The following is a 15,780-nucleotide window of genomic DNA, read 5'->3' as shown; positions in this document are numbered from 1 at the left end:
GCAGCCGCGGTGCTGGCGGGAGCCGCGTTGACCGGCGCCCTGCTGGCGCCACCGGGCCACGACCCGGTGCCGGTGGCGGACACGCGGCCGGCGTTCCCGGCGGTCAACTACGCCGTGGCCGTCGACGAGTCCGCGAGCCTCGCCGCCGCGGACATGGCCGCCGAGAAGGCCGCCGCCGCCCGGATCGCGCTCGGCGACGTCTCCTCCCAGTCCCATGTCACCGTCTTCGGCTTCGCCGCCGCCGAGTCCGAAGGACAGCGCGCGGTGGACCCGGTGTGCCCGCGGACCGCGCTGGACGCGGCCGGCCGCGACACCGTCGGCGCCTGCGTCACCAAGCTGCGCGGCCGCGAGAAGAGCCAGGGCACCGGCACCGACTTCCCGAGCGCGATACGCCAGGGCGTGCACGACCTCACCGACGGCACCGACCCGTCCCAGCCCCGCGTGCTGTTCCTGCTCACCGACGGCTACATGGACGTCAGCGACAGCCCCAAGTACGGCGACCCCGCGCACCGCGACGACGAGGGCGACCGGCAGCTCGGCCTGGCGCTGAAGGAGGCCAGGGACGAGCACGTGCAGGTGTGGCCGCTCGGCTTCGGCGACCAGCCGCGCATGGACGAGCTGAAGCGGATGGCCGCCGGCGGATACCAGAAGGGCTGCGTCGACCTGCCGTCCGCGACCCCCGCGCCCAGGAAGGTCGAGCCGGCGGCCATCGGCACCACCCTCGAGGACATCTTCGCCGCCGCCCACTGCCTGCGGCACGAGCGCGGACCCGACCCGAAACGGCCGCCGTCCACCCAGGAGATCGCCATCTCCCCGCTGGCGACCGTGGGCAGCATCGTGGTCGACAAGGGCGACCCCGCGGTCGAGATCACGTACTACGACCCGAGCGGCAACAAGGTGCCCACGCACGGGAAGTACCACAAGTCGTCCTTCGAACTGGCCGGCGGCAACGGCGTGGTGGAGGCGCTGAAGATCGTCGACCCGCTGCCCGGCCCCTGGAAGGTGAAGGCCGAGGCGCCCGAGGGGCACCGCTCGCTGCCGGTCTCCGTCAGCGTGCTGTGGCAGGGCGAGCTGCGCGGCGCGATCACCATGGACCCGCCCTCCCCGCAGGCCGGGGACGAGGTCGAGGTGACCATGCGGCTGCAGACCCGCGAGGGCTACCAGATCAAGGACCCCCGCGACTACGCCGGGCTGCGGGTGCGCAGCGCCCTCACCGGCGACGGTTTCGACCCGCTGAAGCTGGACCTCACGGACGACGGCAAGGCGGGCGACTCCACCGCGAGCGACGGCTCGTTCACCGGCTCCGTCCGTGTCCCGAAGGGCGCCGACGGCGCGCTGAAGGTGAGCGCCACGCTGACCGCCGCCGGGCTCAGCGCCGACACCCGCAGCGAGACCGGCGAGATCGCCCCCGGCCAACTGCCCGTCACCACCGCGCTCGACCTGCCCGCCGCCGACGTCCACCCCGGCGCCCGGATCAGCGGCACCCTGGCCGTGCACAACACCAGCGGCGCCGCGCACACCCTGCGGCTCGCCGTCACCGACCTCCAGCCCGGGCTGCTCTCCGTCAGCCCCGCGCGCATCACGCTCCGGCCCGGGGAGTCCGGCACCCGGAAGGTGACCGTCGAGGTCGCCCCCGCCGCCGTGTTCGGCGACCGGCTCGGCCACGGCGGGCTGAAACTCGCCGGCACCGTCACCGCCGCCGACACCACCGACCACGGCCGCACCCTCGTGCGGTCCCCGATCTCCGTGCGGGTGACTCCCGAGCCGACCGTCGTGGACCGGTACAAGTGGTACTTCCTGAGCGCCGCCGCCCTGCTGGTGGTGCTGGCCCTGGTGGCCGCGGCCTGGGTGCGCCAGCGCCGCCGCGGCCAGGACCCGTACGGCCTGGTGCTGCGGCTGGTGGACGAGGACGGCAGTGTGCTGAACGAGCACCGGGCCGGCCACGGGAACAAGCAGTGGTACGAGTTCGCCGTCGCCGAACCCCACCGCAGCCCGCGCATCGAGCGGCGCCCGCACGGCCCCTACGCCGTCCGGCGCGGCCTCCAGGGCGGAGCGGTGCTGCGCAAGCGCGGCGGCGGCCGGACCCCCGTGCCCGCCCGCGGCCAGGTCCCGCTGACCGACTCGCTGTACCTGGCGCTCGGCGAGGAGACCCGCGGCCGGCAGCGGTCCGCCGACACCCCGGGCCGCGAGCGCGGCGAGAACGTCGGCGGCGCCTACGACTCGTACCTCTGACCCGTCGGCGGGCGGCACGGCAGCGCGCCGGCCGCCCGCCCGGCACCCGCACCGCGGCCACCGGGCCGCACGCACCACGCAGAAGGTCCCAGCACGAACCCGCGGCCGCCCCGGCCGCGAGCGGGGAGGAAACCATGAAGATCTTCCAGCCGATGCTCTTCGTCGGCCTGGGCGGCACCGGGGGACTGGTCGGCGCCGAACTCGAACGCAGACTGCGCACCGAACTGTGCGGCCCCGACGGCATGGCGCTCAGCCGGCTCGGCGGCCACGCCCCCTACCAGCTGCCGGACTGCCTCCAGTTCGTGTACGCCGACTACAGCGAGACCGACCTGCAGCGGCTCCCGCAGTTCAACGTGGACCCGTCGCTCCGGGCCGCGTACTCCCGCACCTCTCGCGCCACGCACAACCTGCTGCCGAACTTCGACAGTTCGCCCGAGGTCACCAAGATGCTCCGGGCGAGCCTGCGCGAGGAGGTGGCGGGCTGGCTGCCGCCGATCATCGGCGAGCCCGAGGTCACCCCGCTGCACAACGGCGCGGGCCAGCTCCCCACCGTCGGCCGCGCCGCCCTGTTCGCGACGCTGCGCCACGGCCTCGCACCGGTCCTCGAGCCGCTGCTCCAGGCGATCGACGCGATCGCCAAGTCCGCGGGCGAACTGAGCGAACTCGGCGGCGGGAAGGTCACGGGCTGCGACGTGTTCGTGGCCTTCTCGGTGGCCGGCGGCACCGGCGCCGGGATCTTCCTGGACTACCTGCACCTCATCAACCACGCTTTCCGGCTGCGGCGGTTCGACGGGGTGAAGATCTACCCGCTGGTGGTGATGCCGTCGTCGTTCTCCGCCGCCACCGGCGGCGGGCGGGAGGCGGAACTCAACGCGGCCCGGTCCCTGGTGGACCTGTTCCGGCTGGTGGACCGGCAGAACGCGCCGACCGAGGGCGCCGAGATCGGTGACCTCGACCACGACGCGGGCTTCGGCATCCGCTACCCGGGCCCCACCACCGTCCGGCTGCGCACCGGAATCCTGCCCACCGCCTTCCTGTTCAGCCCGACCGCCGGCATCCGGGCCGACGACCTGCGCCGTTCCATCGTCTCCCTGGTGATGTCGCTGATCGGCACCGAGCTGGGCGACGGCCGCTCCCGGGGCCGCAAGACGGCCGGCGACGACGACTACCAGACCTTCGCCGCCAGCTTCATCAACCGCGGGGTGCACCGCAGTTCGCTGTCGCCCACCGGCATCGGCCGGCAGGGGGTCTCCACCAGCCTGGTGGCCTCCATGACCGCGCCCATGGACCAGCTGGCCGACCTGGTGGCCGGCCGGGTGCTGCGCGAGGCGGTCGCGGAACTCGTGGACCGGCCGCGGGCCGGCCTGCGGGACGGCGCGGTGCCCATGATCCGGCAGCTCTTCGCCGACTCCCACCTCGAAGAGCTCTGGGAGCGGCGGCAGTTGCCGGTGCCCGAGCCCGATCCGCTGCCGCGCGGCGGCAAGAACATCGAGCAGGCGCTGGGCGAGCGCATCGCCGACATGCAGCGCCTGGTCGCCGACCTGCGCTCCGAGGCCGACCGGCAGGCCGCCGTGATGGCCGACCGGTTCGCGCCGCGCCCCGCCATCGACAAGCTGCTGCAGACCGTCGACCCCTTCCTCGCCGAACGCCTCGTGCGGGGCATGCCGGACAGCGACGACCTGATCGCCCGGCTCGGCTTCCTCGGCATGCTGGACAGCCGCGCCCGCGCCCCGCAGCGCCCGCCCGGTGTCGGCGAGCAGCCGCCGAAGATCCCCCGGATCAAGGGCCAGTTGGTCGGTCTCGCACCGGCCCGCTGGGGCGACGACGACGTACAGGCGGCCATCCAGGAGCAGGACGACTGGTACCAGTGGCGCTGCCGGCTGGTGTGGCACGAGGCATGGCGGGACCAGCAGCAGCTCTGGCAGCCCCAGGCCGACGCGGCCGGCGCCGACCTCGACCGCCTGGTGCGGGCCTTCCGCAGCCACGGCGACCAGGAGCGCAAGGCCTCCGCGCAGAAGGGCCACGAGCTGTACGAGGACCGCACCGGCATCTCCTACCTGCTCCCGCCGCAGCGCACCCTCAACCACTTCTACGAGGACGTGGTCGCCCGGCTGATCCGCCGGGAGGGGCTGCGGGAGACCGACTACGAGGCGGCCCTGCTGCTGAAACTGGTCGACGGCGACACCTGGCGGCGGGTCCACGCGCGCAGCCGCCGCGACCCGGACGGCGCCGTCGCCCAGGTCAAGGGCCAGCTGGAGGCCCGCATCACCCGGCTGTTCGCCGAGAGCGGCACCCATCTGGAGGAGCGGCCGCTGCTGCCGTCCATGGGGACGCTGCTCGCCGCGGCGGCCGGCGACCACGAGTCCGCCGACCAGGTCAGCAAGGAGGCGCTCGACCTGTTCGGACGCAAGCTCACCGGGCTGCTGCCGGTGGGCTTCACCCCGGAGGGCACCGGACCGCTGCGGGTCCTGGTCACCCACCCCCGGGTGCAGGCCGTGGAGGAGGTGCAGGAGTACCTCGGCAAGACCCTGCGGCTGCCCTCGGACGCGAAGAACCACGTGGAGTACCGGGCGGTGGAGAGCGACTCGATCACCGTGGTCCTCTTCCGCAGCGAGATGAGCCTCACCCAGGTCCCCGAGGCCCGCAAGGTGCTGCGCCAGTGGGCCCGGGCCAAGGAGTCCGAGCAGGCCCAGGACGTACTGCGCTGGCGCCAGCGCCTCGGCCACCGCGACAGCTGGATGGTCAGCAGCGAGGACGACCGGCGCACCATCCTGCACCGGCTGCTGTGCTGCATGTGGAACGGCCAGGTGGACGTGGTGGACGGCGATCCGGCCTCCCCGGAACGGGTCAGGCTGCGGCTGTTCCCGGAGGCGGGCCCGAACGTGCCCGGTGTCCGGCTGCGCCTCGGCGACTTCCCCGGCGGGGTGTCGAGCTGGGCGGAGCTGCTGCGGTCGTACGAACGCTGGACGGTCCTCGACGACGAGCGGACCGTCGAGGACTACTGCCGTGAGCTGATGGGCGCCCGGCCGCTCGGCCTCGCCCGGGCCGGCAGCGAACCGCATCCGCTCTTCGTCGACCTGGTGGAGAAGATCGCCCCGCGCCAGCTGGAGCTGCTGGCCGACCGGCGGCAGCGCGGCGGCGAGCGGGTCGAGGGCTGGGTGCGGCCGCTGTGGGAGTTCTGGGCGGAGACCCTGCCGGCCGCGCTCGACAAGGAGTTCGGCGACCAGCGCGCCGTCCAGCCGACCCTGCGCACCCTGCTGGAACACGTGCGCGGCGGCGCACCGGGGCGGCCCCGCGGCCACGACGACGCCCCCGGTCCGCGGCGCGCGGCCGCCGATGACGACGACTGGGGCACCGCCCCCGTCTCCTCCTACGGCACCCACCGGGCCTCGGCCGGCCGGGAGGACCGGGACGGCGGCGACGCGCCACGTCCGGGCGGCTACGACCGGCCGTTCGGACAGGAACGGCCGTACGCGGACGAGCGCCCGTACGGAGGCGAGCGGCCGTACACCGAGGAGCGTCCGTACGGTGGCGAGGGGCCGTACGGCGACGAGCGCCGGCGTGCCGAGGACCGGGGCGCCCGGTTCCGCAAGGACGACGGCGAGGACCGGGGCGCCCCGGCGGATCGCCGCGGCCGGGAGCAGGCGTACGGCGAGGAGCGCGGCGGCCGGCGCGCAACCGACGACGACGGGGACCGGGTGCCCTGGGGCGCGCGGGAGGGCCGCCGGGACGACCGTGCCGCCGCCGGACGGGGTGCGGAGGAGAGCCCCCGCCGCGAGGACGACCCGGCCGCGCCGTGGGACGACTCAGCCGGGCCGGGAACGCCCGGCGGTGGCGACGAGCACGACCGGTCCCGCCGCACCCCCTGGGACGGTGACGCCCAGTGAGCACCGCCCAGGACGTCGGCGCCGTCGTCCATCTGGACCTGCGCGCCGGAGCGGCCGAGCTGGACAGCGCCCCGGCCCTGCGCGACAGGGTGGCCCGGCAACTGGGCCGGGCCGGACTGCCGGAACCCGACGACCCGCTGTTCCTGGTGGTCGACACGCCGGCCGGGCTGACCGACCACCAGCACCAGTACGAACTGCTCACCGGCTACCGGGCGGTGGGCGTGGTCCGGCTCCTGGTGCTGCTGGTCGGCAGCGCGCCGGGCTCGTACGCCGGCGAGGGCGAGGCGTTCCAGCCCGACCGCAGGCTGGTGCGGCCCGCCGTGCTGCGCACCTCGGGCACCGGGCTGCTGTGGGCCGGTGACCTGCGTTCGGCGCACACCGCGCTGGAGCAGCCCGCCCACGACGACCCGGACGCGCTCGCCGTCCTGGTCGACGTGCTGTCCGTGCCCGACGTGTACCGGGGGGTGCTGCGGGCGATCGGGTCGCTGCCCGACGCCGTCGCCGCGCCCGGTGTGCGGCTGCTGGAGCAGGACCTGCCGCCGGAGGTGCGCGACCGGGCCTGGCGCGACGCGCTCACCCGGTTCGCGGGCGAGGACGCCGAACTCGCGCCGGACGTGATGCTGACCGCCTCCTCCGGGGCCGATCTGCCGGAGCCGCTGCGCCGGCTGGTGGCGGCCCGTGGCGGCCGGGACCAGCGGCACCGGGAGCCCCGCGGCATGGCCGAGGACGCCCACCGCGCCTGTCTGGAGGCTCTGGACGACGCCGACGAGTCGCTGGCCGGGCTGGGGAGCCTGCCCGGACTGCTGCGGCCCGGCCGCCGGGACGCGTTCGAGGCGGACGTCGACCGGGCGCGCCAGGCGCTGGACGAGTACCGGGACCTCGTCGGCACCGCGCTGCGCGGCGGCACCACCGCGTCCCCCGCCGAGTCGGCGGCCCGGCTCGCGGCCCTCGGCCTGCGGGTGCCGTCCGCCGAGGGCATCGGGGAGCGGATCGGCGAGGGCCTGCGGGAGTTCGCCGGGAAGCTGCTCGGCCAGGCACTGCCCATGCGGTCGGTCGCCCAGCGGTTCACCGGACTGGCCGGACGGGTGGAGCCGGTGCCCGGTTCGGCGCTGCTGCCGAAGCTGACCGCCCTCCCCGACGCCCCCACTGACGCCGGCGCCGGACCCGGCGCCGGGGCACGGCGGTCCGGAACGGCCGACGGTGCGACGGCGCCCGGCCTCCTGGTCGCCACCGCGCTCGCCGCCGTCGCCGGGCTGCTCGGCGCCCTGTGGCGGGGACCGTTCGTCCCGCTGGCGCTCCTCGTGCCCCTGCTCTTCGTCGGCATGGCGGAACTGGGGAAGGCCCGGCTGCGCGGAGCCGGACGTCCCGGTCGCTGGGCCGTCGCCCCCCGCGTCGCGGCGTTCGCGGGTGCCGGAGCCGGCGTGGCCGTGGCGTACGCGGCCGGGCCGCCGCTCCCGCTGAGCGGCGCCGTCCTGGTGCCCGGGCTCGGCGTCGCCGTGGAGACGGTCCGCCGGCTGTGGCACGCGGCGGCCGCCGCGTGGGCGCCCGGCGGCACGACGGCCCGGCTGCGGCACACCCTGGACCGGCTCGACGCCCTGCTGGCCGAGGCGGTCGGCGAGCACTGGGCCGTCGAGGAGCGCCTGTACTGCGCCGACGCGGCCCGGTCCGTCGCCGGCATGCTGCGCGCGACGGCCGCCGCCGCCGAGGCCGAGGCGGTGCCGGAGGCCGAGCGGTTCGAGGTGACCGGCGCCTTCACCGCGCCGGACGCCGGCCCGGTCGCCGAGGACGACTGGCTCACCGGCCTCTCCGCCCTGGAGACGGACGAAGCCGGTCCCGACGACGCGGAGGGCGACTGGGCCGGCGCGTACGCCTGGCAGGACGGCCCGGCCTGGCAGGACGGGCCCGCCTGGGAGTCGCCCGCCGGGGACCAGGGGCACGGCACGGGGCCGAAGGACGGCCGGGGGAGCACTTCCGGCGGGTCCCGGCGGGACGCCAAGGGGGCTCCGCGCTGGCTGGAGCGGGACAGCGGCGAGGGCGGGCCCGAGCTGGTCGCCACCCTGGCCGCCGATCTGACGGACGCCGCCCTGGAGGCGATGAAGACGTACTGGGGCGCCGTCGAACGCGGCCAGGCCGGCGCCCTCGCCGTGCGGCGCACCGAGGAGCGGGTCCGCGAAGTGCTGTCGACGGCCCGCCGCCACCTCCAGCACAACGGCGTGGTGGCCGCACCGCCCTTCGCCGCCGCCCGCCGGGTCCGCGCCACCTCGGCGAACCTGCTCGGCACCGATCCGCACCGGCCGGCCGAGCTGGTCGGCGCGGAGACCGGCCGGCAGTCGGTGGTGCAACTGTCCTCGCCCGAACAGGGCACGCTGCTCAGCCGGGACCCTGAGGCCGCCGTCTGGCTCCGGTTCGCGCCCCTCGCCGTGCGCGACGAGGTGGAGAAGGCGTGGCAGTCCAGCGGTTCGGCCCAGCCGGAGGACGTCCTGTGGACCTCCTCGGGCCGGTACGCCGGCCTGGTGCGGCTCACCCCGCTGCGGGCCGGCGTGGTGGAGACCGTCCGGCCCCGCTACGGCGCCGGCCCCGACGACGGCACGGACCCGTACGACCGGGGGACCGGGTACGACGGGGGGACCGGGTACGACGGGGGGACCGGGTACGACCGCGGAACCCCGGACGACCGGAGGAACCCGTACGACCGCCCGCGCCCCTCCGCCCGGCACGACCCCTACGGCCGGACGGATCCGTACCGGACCGAGCCGTACGGGACCCGGTCGTCCGGCACGGAGCCGTACGGAACCGAGTCGTACGGCACGAAGCCGTACGGGACGGAGTCGTACGGAACCGAGTCCGGCACGGAGCCGTACGGGACCCGGTCGTCCGGCACGGAGCCGTACGGAACCGAGTCGTACGGGACCGAGTCGTTCGGCACGGAGCCGTACGGGACCCGGTCGTCCGGCACCGAGTCGTTCGGAACGGATGCCCACCGCGCGGATCGCCACAGCTACGACCCACCGTCCTCGGCGTACGAGCAGGCGGGTCCGTACGAGCAGCCGACGCCGTACGAGCAGGCGCCCCCCTACGACCGTCCCGACCCGGACGACCGAGGGGACGGCGACCGCTGGTGAACCGCACACCGCACCCCGGCCGCACCACCCCGCACCGGTACGGCCCGGTGCACGCGCACGAAAGAGAGGACCGCCGGTGACCAGCTCGCCCCCGGACAAGCTCGCGTTCACCCTGCCCTCGGGCCGGCGCCGCGTCACCCCCGCCCGCTTCGGGCCCGAGTCCCGGCGCGACCGGCTGCTGCCCCAGATCATCCGCAACTGCGTGCTCGACGACGAGCTGCAGCAGTGCCTGCAGGTGCGGCTGGGCGCCGCCGAGGCCGCCAACCCGGCGGCCCGCGCCCTGCTGGACACCGAGGCGGGCACCGCGCTGCACCTGCACCGCGTGCTCGACGACACCGAGTACGCGACGCTCTTCCCGCGGATCATCGGCTACGAACCGGACGCCGCCGAGCCGTTCCTGCTGTACGCGGCGCCCCGGGGCGTCCCCGCCGCGCGCACTCACGTCATGGCCGCCACCGACCAGCAGCGCCTCACCAGGGACCTGATGCTCGCGCTGTGCCTGCTGGCCGACCAGGGCCTGGTGCCGCGCGGCCTCTCGCCCGCCACCGTGCTCTGGGACGGCTCCCGGGTCCAGCTCTGGGGGCTGGAGGCGGTGACCCGGACCGGCCGGCCCCGGGTGCCGTGGGGCCGGCCGCCCTTCTGCTCGCCCGAGCAGCGGCGGGGCGAAGGGCTCGCCGACCCGCGGGACGCGGTGTGGAGCGCGGCCCAGGTGCTCTACCGGCTGGTGACCGGACGGCCCGGACCCGCCGACCGTGCCCCCGCCGACCTCGGTGAACACCGGGCGCTCGACCGGACGTTGCGCTCGGCCTTCGCCCCGCGCGCCGCCGACCGGCCCACCCCCGCCCAACTGCTCGAACTCCTCGCGCCCGGCGCCGCCCGCCGGGTCCGGGTCACCCTGCCCGCCGACGAGGAGCGCCCGCACCGGGAGTCCTTCGAGGAGGCGCTGCGGCTCAAGCGGCAGGCGCCGGTGGTCCGTTCCGAGGACGGTGCCGGGACGGCGGGCCCGGGCAACGGCGAAGTGCTGTGCCCCTACTGCCTGGAGACCATCCAGCTCGACCTCGGCGCGCTGTTCGTCACCGACAGCAGGATGCAGTACCAGCCGCTGGACCCGGCCGGCATCAACAACCCGCTGCGGCGGCACGACATCATGCGCGGCGCCGTCCAGAAGTGCACGGCCGACCCGGACTTCCCCGAGCACTTCATCCCGGTGCCCTACCTGACGTACGGCCGCCCGCTGACCGTCGCGATGGTCGGCCAGTCCTCCACCGGCAAGAGCCATCTGCTGACCCAGATGATCGCGGCCGTCACCGACGGCGGTCTGAAGCCGTTCGGCCTCAACTGGCAGCCCGTCAACCTCGAACAGCACGCGCGGTTCGTCCGGGAGCGGGTGCAGCCGCTGCGCAGCGGCCGGGTCCTGGACCACACGGCCGCCCTCGGCCTGGACGACTTCGCCCGCTTCGTGGAGTCGCTGCTGATCACCGACGCGCGCGGCCAGGTGCGTCCGGTGGCCTTCTTCGACCTCGGCGGCGAGGACCTCGTACGCACCGACGCGGCGCTGCGGTTCCTGCTCGGCGTCGACGCCCTGATCTTCGTGGTCGACCCGGCGCTGGCCCTGCCGCTGCCCCAGCTCGACCACGTCAGGGAGCGCCTTGACGTCGAGGTGAACCGGGGCGGCGACCTCGCCTTCGGCACCGTCCTCGACCGGCTGCCGAAGAACGGCCCGTACCTGGAGGTGCCGGCGGCGATGGTGCTCGGCAAGGCGGACCTGCTCAGGTTCCAGCCGCCCGTCGACCGCTGGCTCGCCCGGCCGCCCGCCACGTCGCTCGACCCGGCGCCGATCCTGGAGGAGAGCCGGGACGTGTACGGACTGCTGCGCCGGCACGCCGGGCAGGCCTGGCTGCGCCCCTTCGACGCGATCCGCCGGTGCACCCTGCACATCGCGTCCGCCACCGGGGGACAGGAGGCCCAGGGCCGCTATCCGGCGGGCGCCGGGCCCCGGCGGGTGCTGGAGCCGCTGCTGGCGCTGCTGGCCATGCACGGCCTGATCGACGTGCCGGGCGGCGCCGAGGCGCTGGCGGTGGGGGAGGCGCCCGTGCTCGAGACGGTGGCGTGGGGGGAAGCACCGAGAGCCGGGGGAGCCGGGGGTTCTTCCCGGGGAGGGGAACATCAGTGAACGGCTTCCAGGACCGGGGCACGGTGCACCAGGTCGTCTTCCGCTGGGACGGCAACCACGGCCGCCAGGGCACCGGGATGAGCGCCGTCGCCCACTCCTGCTCGCCCGAACGCGCCGAACGGCTGGGCCAGGAACTCGGCCGGCTGCTCTGGGTGTCCGGCGCGGCGGCCGCGCGGCCGAGCGTCGTGCGCACCCTGTCCAGCGACGGCGACGTCATGCTCGTCCAGCGCTGGCCCACCACCGACCGGGGCGGCCGGCCGTCCACGGTCAGCCATGTCCTCTTCGGCGACCCCCGGGTTCTGATGACCCGCCAGTGCCTGGGTCTGGCGCACCGGGGCTGGGGCTCCCAGCAGAAGGCGGAACAGGCGAAGGGGCCGCAGTCCGTGATCGACTGCGCGGAACTCGACGAGCTGGCGCTCAGACGGCTGCCCGGCATGCTCGACGCGTTGCCCGGCGTCCAGAACGCGCTGATCCTGGCCACCGCCGAGCTGCTCCGCGATCCGGACCAGCGGGTCTCGCTGCTCCTGGAGGACCGGCCGCCGCGCGACTGGCCGGACGCGGACCGGGTGCCGCTGGTCTACCTCGGGCTGTTCCTGATCTTCCACTCCTGGTTGCGTCAGGAGTGGACGTTCGCCACCTACGACACCGTGGACACCCACCCGCTGCGGCTGATGGCAGTCCCGCGCTGGGAACCGGACACGGGCGGCTCGGGCCCACTGGCCCGGGTCATGGGCCGCCGGCCGGCCCGGCCCGGCGTCGAACACTGGGCCGCCTCCCGGCTGGTGGAGCATCTCCTCGCCAACCCGGACGCGCCCGCCGGCGTGCCGCAACTGGTCGACGGCCTCGCCGACGGCGCGGCCCTCGACTGGGAGCGGCGCCGCGCCCGGCTGCGGGACGTCCTCGGCGCGGGCCGCCCGCCCGCCCGCCCCCGCCACCAGCCCGCACCGCCACACGATCCCGGACCTGCACCCGAATCGGGTCCGGTACGCGATCCCGGTCCGGCGCACGCACCAGGCCCAGGGCGCGATCCCGGCCCGGGACGTGGTGCCGGTCCGGTGCGTGATTCCGGTCCGGCGCATGCACCCGGTCCGGGGCGCGATCCCGGGCCGGGACGTGGTGCCGGTCCGGTGCGTGATTCCGGTCCGGCGCATGCACCCGGTCCGGGGCGCGATCCCGGCCCGGGACGTGGTGCCGGTCCGGTGCGCGAGCCCGGTTCGGCGCACGCACCCGGTCCGGTACGTGATCCCGGTTCGGCGCACGCGCCTGATGCGGTGCGCGATACCGGCCCGGGACGTGGTGCCGGTCCGGTGCGTGATTCCGGTCCGGCGCATGCACCAGATCCAGCGCGCGATACCGGGCCGGTGCACCCAGCCGGTCCGGTGCGCGATCCCGGCCCGGCGTACGCACCCGACCCGGTACGCGACCCCCGCCCGCTTCACGCACCCGACCCGGTGCGCGAACCGTCCTCGGACGAACCGGCTCCGTGGCGCGAGCCGCATCCGCCGCGTGAACCGGCTTCATGGCGCGAGCCGGCTCCGGCGCAAGAACCGGATGCACGGCGCGAGCCGCAGCCGTCGCGTGAACCTGCCTCGCGTGGACCCATGCCGCCGCGTGAACCGGCACCGTCGCGCGAGCCCGTCCCGCCGCGTGGGCCGGAGTTCCGTCCCGCCGGCCCGCCCGGGTCTCCGCCGCGGGGCCCGCGCGCCCCCGAGCAGGTCGCTCCACCCAGGCCCGTACAAGCCCCAGGCTCCGCACCCGCACCCGGGTACCCGTCCACGCCCGGACCCGAGCAGGCCGCCCCCGCCGCGTCGACCGAGTACGGGACGAACAGGCCCCCGGCGCTGTCGCTCCCCGACGGTTTCGACACCGCCCCGGCGGCCGCCACGGACGTCGGTGACACCGGCGCCCTCCACCGCGAACCGCGCGGGCACCGGTACCCGACGGCGGAGATCGGCAGGCGGTCCGACGAGGTCCTGCTGGACGAACTCCGCTCGGACCGACTCTCCCCGGACGCGCTCGACGCGGTGCTCACCGAACTGGGAAGACCGGACCGGGTCCGGGCGCGCCGCCCGGAGACACGGCACGCGCTGTGCGCCGAAGTACTGAAGCGGAACCTGTACTTCGCCCCGCAGGAGGCCGGCGCCGAGCCCGCGCTGTCGAGGACCGCGATGGCCGAGCGGGCCGCCCGGGTCTTCCACTGGGCCGTGGCGCCGCTGGTCCGGGACGAGCGCTATCTGCCCGATCTGCGGGAGCTGTTCTACCGCATGAGCCGGGACCGGCACGCCACCACGGGGAACTGGCTCTGGCAGACCTTCGTCGAACCGGAGCACGGACAGGCCCCCGACCTGCCGCCGGTCCTGTGGAGCCAGCTCCTGCGGGACACCTTCCGGAGCGGCGCGGTGTCCGCCGTCCCGCCGCCACCGCCCACGGCCCGGCCGTCCACCGCCCGGCCGGCCCACCGGGCGCCCTCGGGCACGGTCGAGTCGCCGGAGGGCACCGGGCCGCCCTCCTCGGCCCGGGACCGGTTCGCCGACCTGACGAGCAATCCGGGGTGTGTGATCGGAGGCTTCCTCGGACTGATCGCCGTGATGATCGCGCTCGTGCTGATCCTGGTCTGAGGGGCCCGGGACGGAGGCGCGGCCGGCTAGGTGGCCGAGGTGCGACGGCCGCCCCGGCGGTCGGAGCCGCCGCCCGCGGTGCCTGCGGAGCCGCCGGACCCTGTGCGCCGCCTGGATCCCCGGGAGTCCTTGCCGGACGAGGCGCCGGCCGTGGAACCGGCCGCGGCCCGGCGGTCGCCGGCCCGGCCGCCCGCGCCGCCGGCGCCACCCGCTGCCCGCGGCGACCCGGTACGGCGCGCGGAGCCGCGCCCGCCGGCCGCCGGAGCGTCACCGGTCGCCGCCGCGCCCGCGGCGGACCGGCGGTCCGAGCCCCGGCTGCCCGTCGTGGCGGCCGTGCCGGCCGCCGCTGCGGCCCCGCCGCCGCGCCGTCGGCGACCGGAACGGCCGCGCTCGGTGCCGGTCTTCCGGTCCGGCCGGGAGGAGGCCGGCGTCGCCGGCTGGGGCACCTCGATGGTGACGGGCACGCCGGAGGGCTCGCGGGCGCCCGTGATGGTGACCAGTTCGGGGTCGCTCGACTTCACCCGGGCCGTCCGGGGGCGGATGCCCGCGTCCGACATGAGCCGGGTCATGTCCCGCTTCTGCTCGGGCAGGACCAGCGTGACCACGCTGCCGGAGCCGCCGGCGCGGGCCGTACGGCCGCCCCGGTGCAGGTAGTCCTTGTGGTCGGTGGGCGGATCGACGTTCACGACGAGGTCGAGGTCGTCGACGTGTATGCCCCGGGCCGCGACGTTCGTCGCCACCAGCGCGGTGACCCGGCCGGTCTTGAACTGCTCCAGCGTGCGGTTGCGCTGCGGCTGGGAGCGGCCGCCGTGCAGGGCCGCCGCGCGGACGCCGACGGCCAGCAGCCGCTTGGCGAGCCGGTCCGCGGACCTCTTGGTGTCGAGGAAGAGGATGACCCGGCCGTCACGGGCCGCGATGCGCGTGGTGACGGCCTCCTTGTCGGTGCCGTCCAGGACGTGGAGCACATGGTGCTCCATGGTGGTCACCGCTCCCGCCGACGGGTCCACGGAGTGCACCACGGGGTCGGTCAGGAACCGCTGCACCAGACGGTCGATGTTGCGGTCCAGGGTGGCCGAGAAGAGCATGCGCTGCCCGTCGGGCCGTACGCGCTGGATCAGCTTGGTGATCTGCGGCAGGAAGCCCATGTCGGTCATCTGGTCGGCCTCGTCCAGCACCGTGATGCGCACGTCGTCGAGCACGCAGTCCCCGCGTTCCACGAGGTCGTTGAGGCGGCCCGGAGTAGCCACGACCACCTCGGCGCCGCGCCGCAGCGTGCCGGCCTGCTTGGTGATGGACAGTCCGCCGACCACGGTGGCCAGCCGGAGGTTGACGGCCGTCGCGTACGGGGTCAGCGCGTCCGTCACCTGCTGGGCGAGCTCGCGGGTGGGCACCAGCACGAGGGCGAGGGGCGCCTTGGGCTGTGCGCGCAGCCCGGTGGTGCGGGCCAGCAGCGCCAGGCCGAACGCGAGGGTCTTGCCGGAGCCGGTGCGGCCCCGCCCCAGCAGGTCACGGCCGGCGAGCGAGTTGGGCAGCGTGGCGGCCTGGATGGGGAAGGGGGTGGTCACGCCCTGCGCGGTGAGCGTCTTCAGCAGGGCCGCCGGCATGTCCAGACCGGCGAAGTCCTCGACGGCGGGAAGTGCGGGTGTCGTGCTCTCCGGCAGCCGGAAATCCCTCGGCGACGACGCGGACGGTGGGGTTGACGAGGCGCGCCGGTTCGACTTCTGGGGTCTGCGGGACATGCGGTTGTC

Annotated in this window: 6 protein-coding genes; 5 read left to right on the top strand and 1 reads right to left on the bottom strand. The window is 75.7% G+C overall.

What is annotated here, in order from left to right:
- Positions 1-27: 27 nt before the first annotated feature.
- From ACFYU0_RS18780 to ACFYU0_RS18760, 5 genes are all read left to right on the top strand, one after another.
- A complete protein-coding gene (locus ACFYU0_RS18780) occupies positions 28-2,232 on the top strand; it encodes a VWA domain-containing protein (RefSeq protein ID WP_389302437.1) in 2,205 nt (734 codons plus the stop codon).
- 134 nt (positions 2,233-2,366) lie between these two features.
- Positions 2,367-6,119 (top strand): tubulin-like doman-containing protein, encoded by a 3,753-nt coding sequence (locus ACFYU0_RS18775; protein ID WP_389302435.1) that lies wholly within the window; start codon positions 2,367-2,369, stop codon positions 6,117-6,119.
- Positions 6,116-9,241, top strand: coding sequence for a hypothetical protein (locus tag ACFYU0_RS18770; RefSeq protein ID WP_389302432.1), 3,126 nt, complete (start codon positions 6,116-6,118; stop codon positions 9,239-9,241). The genes ACFYU0_RS18775 and ACFYU0_RS18770 overlap by 4 nt, the downstream gene beginning before the upstream one ends.
- A 76-nt stretch (positions 9,242-9,317) precedes the next feature.
- Complete coding sequence (locus ACFYU0_RS18765; RefSeq protein ID WP_351665641.1) at positions 9,318-11,414, top strand: hypothetical protein; 2,097 nt, start codon at positions 9,318-9,320, stop codon at positions 11,412-11,414.
- Complete coding sequence (locus tag ACFYU0_RS18760) at positions 11,411-14,032, top strand: hypothetical protein (protein WP_389302429.1); 2,622 nt, start codon at positions 11,411-11,413, stop codon at positions 14,030-14,032. Before ACFYU0_RS18765 ends, ACFYU0_RS18760 begins: the two co-directional genes overlap by 4 nt.
- Positions 14,033-14,058: 26 nt before the next feature.
- On the opposite strand, the gene ACFYU0_RS18755 is transcribed toward ACFYU0_RS18760, so the two are convergent.
- A complete protein-coding gene (locus tag ACFYU0_RS18755; RefSeq protein WP_389302426.1) occupies positions 14,059-15,771 on the bottom strand; it encodes a DEAD/DEAH box helicase in 1,713 nt (570 codons plus the stop codon).
- Positions 15,772-15,780: the final 9 nt, after the last annotated feature.

Origin of the sequence: Streptomyces sp. NPDC003720, from assembly GCF_042875075.1 — a bacterium.
In the GTDB taxonomy this organism is placed as follows: Bacteria; Actinomycetota; Actinomycetes; order Streptomycetales; family Streptomycetaceae; genus Streptomyces.
This window is presented reverse-complemented; position numbering and strand designations above follow the sequence as displayed.

Coding starts and splice junctions, on each gene's coding strand:
- ACFYU0_RS18755 (WP_389302426.1), bottom strand. CDS start 15,771: ATGTCCCGCAGACCCCAGAAGTCGAACCGGCGCGCCTCGTCAACCCCA.
- ACFYU0_RS18775 (WP_389302435.1), top strand. CDS start 2,367: ATGAAGATCTTCCAGCCGATGCTCTTCGTCGGCCTGGGCGGCACCGGG.